General features: G+C 54.0%; 1 protein-coding gene. It reads right to left on the bottom strand.

Features of this window, described 5'->3' with window-relative positions:
- On the bottom strand, positions 1-1469 hold a 1469-nt coding region (locus tag QUA62_RS28895), incomplete at both ends, for an Ig-like domain-containing protein (RefSeq protein ID WP_333408235.1).

Below are 1469 nucleotides of genomic sequence, written 5' to 3'. Positions count from 1 at the left end.
GTCGGAGTCGGAGTTTCCGTGGGAGTCGGAGTCGGAGTTTCCGTGGGAGTCGGAGTCGGAGTTTCCGTGGGAGTCGGAGTCGGAGTTTCCGTGGGAGTCGGAGTCGGAGTTTCCGTGGGAGTCGGAGTCGGAGTTTCCGTGGGAGTCGGAGTCGGAGTTTCCGTGGGAGTCGGAGTCGGAGTTTCCGTGGGAGTCGGAGTCGGAGTTTCCGTGGGAGTCGGAGTCGGAGTTTCCGTGGGAGTCGGAGTCGGAGTTTCCGTGGGAGTCGGAGTCGGAGTTTCCGTGGGAGTCGGCGTCGGAGTTTCCGTGGGCGTCGGCGTCGGAGTTTCCGTGGGAGTCGGAGTCGGAGTTTCCGTGGGAGTCGGCGTCGGAGTTTCCGTGGGAGTCGGCGTCGGAGTTTCCGTGGGAGTCGGCGTCGGAGTTTCCGTGGGCGTCGGCGTCGGAGTTTCCGTGGGAGTCGGCGTCGGAGTTTCCGTGGGCGTCGGCGTCGGAGGGTTATTTACAATAATGCTTGCTGTGACGATCGCAGAATCAGCTTTCCCGTCATTAGCTTTGTAGGTAAAAGAGTCTGTCCCTGCAAAACCAGCATTCGGAGTGTAACTGAAAGAACCGTTAGCGTTGAAGGCGATCGACCCTGTAGCCGGATTTGTCACCAGAATTGCCGTCAGCGGGTCGTTTTCCGGGTCTGTATCGTTGATTAAGACTCCCAAACCAGTCACGTTGAGACCCGTATTAAAAGCAGTAGTATAGCTGTCAGAATTCGCCACAGGCGGGTTATTGTTGACGCTGACAGTCACGGTAGCGGGTGCAGAGTTAACTATCCCGTCGCTGACTGTGTAGGTAAAGGTGTCTGTTCCAGAAAAGCCTGCGTTAGGAGTATAAGTGAAAGAACCGTCGTTGTTGAGGGCGATCGACCCTTGCGTCGGATTTGCTGCCACCGCAGCAGTCAGCGTGTCTAAATCTGGGTCGGAGTCGTTTGCTAAAACTCCCGGCACTGTTAGGCTGAGGACTTTTCCCGCACTGATGCTGTAGGTATCGGGTTGTGCGATCGGCGGATTGTTTATGACATTGATATTTGCCGAAATTGCTGGTGAAGTAGCAGCCCCGTCATTGACACTGTAGGTGAAGCTATCGAGTCCAAAGAATCCAGGATTCGGAGTATAAGTAAACGAACCATCCTTATTAAATCCGAGAGTGCCATTGTTGGGATTTGTGATTTTAGTTGCCGTCAATAAGTCACCGTCCAAGTCGCTATCGTTGGCTAAAACTCCCTCAGCCACAGGCACGTTTATGACTCGATCGTGCAGGGTTTTGTAATTGTCAATTAGTGCGATCGGCGGCTGATTGGTGACATTAATACTTATCTGAGTGGTTGCAGACGCGAAGGTTCCATCGCTGACACTGTAGCTGAATTCCTCCAAGCCGACAAAACCCGGATTGGGAGTATAGTTGAAGGAACCATCTGGGTT

This window comes from Microcoleus sp. MON1_C1 (genome assembly GCF_036701945.1).
Classification (GTDB): Bacteria; Cyanobacteriota; Cyanobacteriia; order Cyanobacteriales; family Microcoleaceae; genus Microcoleus.
Note: the sequence above shows the minus strand (reverse complement) of the source record. Positions and strands in the feature narration are given on the sequence as shown.